Source organism: Mesorhizobium sp. M7A.T.Ca.US.000.02.2.1 (assembly GCF_003996995.1).
In the GTDB taxonomy this organism is placed as follows: Bacteria; Pseudomonadota; Alphaproteobacteria; order Rhizobiales; family Rhizobiaceae; genus Mesorhizobium.
Genome location: NZ_RZTT01000820.1, coordinates 1 through 858 on the forward strand (window position 1 = coordinate 1; position 858 = coordinate 858).

Sequence of the window (858 nt, forward strand, 5' to 3'; positions counted from 1 at the left end):
TCAGGCCCGCTTTTGGGACGAAAAAAGAGCGGCGGGCCGGGCCCGCCGCTCTTTTGTTGAAGATCAGCTTCGGCTGTTAACGGCCGAAGAGATTCCGGTCGCTGCCCTGAGGGGCGGACTTCTCTACGTCGCCCGACGAATTGAGCAGCTTCTCGACGAGGCCACCGCTGTTGCGGACCGAGCTCGTATGCGCGCTGTCAACCGAAGTAACCGCAGGCTGATTGGCGCCGTTGGAGCCAAAGTTGTCGCTGCCGGCGAAGGCGCTGCCGGTGATGGCCAGAACGGCGGCGGCAGCAATAAGGATCTTGTTCATTTTAGTCTCCTGAATTCTGGATTTCGCCAGACGGCAGACACAGCTGCCGTCGCTTGCGAAATTGGTAATTAGCGACCGAAGAGGTTACGGTCGCTGCCCTGAGCGGGCGTCTGGGCAGCCGGTTCCGAGGCCTTGGTGGAAGCCGTGTACGACTGGTCCACAGCGGCGGCAGGCTGGTTGGCGCCGTTCGAACCGTAGTTGTCGCTGCCCGCGAAGGCGCTGCCGGTGATGGCCAGAACGGCGGCGGCAGCAATGAGGATCTTGTTCATCTTAAATACTCCTGAATGTCTGAATTTCGAATGTCTGAATTTCGCCAGGGCGACGGGCGAGCCCGTCGTCGACTGGGAATCGGCTGTTAGTTGTTGCCGAAGAGGTTGTGGTCAGCACCCTGGGCAGGCGCCTGAGCAGCCGGTTCCGACTTCTTGGTCGAAGCGGTGTACGAGCTGTCGACAGCAGTGGCTGCCGCGGCGTTCGAACCGTAGTGGTCGCTACCAGCGAAGGCGCTGCCGGAAATGGCCAGAAGGGCTGCGGCAGTGAGAATGATC

3 protein-coding genes are annotated in these 858 nt (G+C 61.1%); all 3 read right to left on the minus strand.

Going from position 1 to position 858, the window contains the following annotated elements; genetic code table 11:
- Window positions 1-76: 76 nt before the first annotated feature.
- The 3 genes from EOD15_RS34885 to EOD15_RS34895 all read right to left on the minus strand — a co-directional run bounded on the left by EOD15_RS34885 (window position 77) and on the right by EOD15_RS34895 (window position 857).
- Window positions 77-313 (minus strand): DUF680 domain-containing protein, encoded by a 237-nt coding sequence (locus EOD15_RS34885; RefSeq protein WP_023813652.1) that lies wholly within the window; start codon window positions 311-313, stop codon window positions 77-79.
- A 68-nt stretch (window positions 314-381) separates the two neighbouring features.
- Window positions 382-582, minus strand: a complete 201-nt coding sequence (locus tag EOD15_RS34890; RefSeq protein ID WP_127409345.1) for a DUF680 domain-containing protein — start codon at window positions 580-582, stop codon at window positions 382-384.
- An 86-nt stretch (window positions 583-668) separates the two neighbouring features.
- Complete coding sequence (locus EOD15_RS34895) at window positions 669-857, minus strand: DUF680 domain-containing protein (protein WP_185929175.1); 189 nt, start codon at window positions 855-857, stop codon at window positions 669-671.
- Window position 858: the final 1 nt, after the last annotated feature.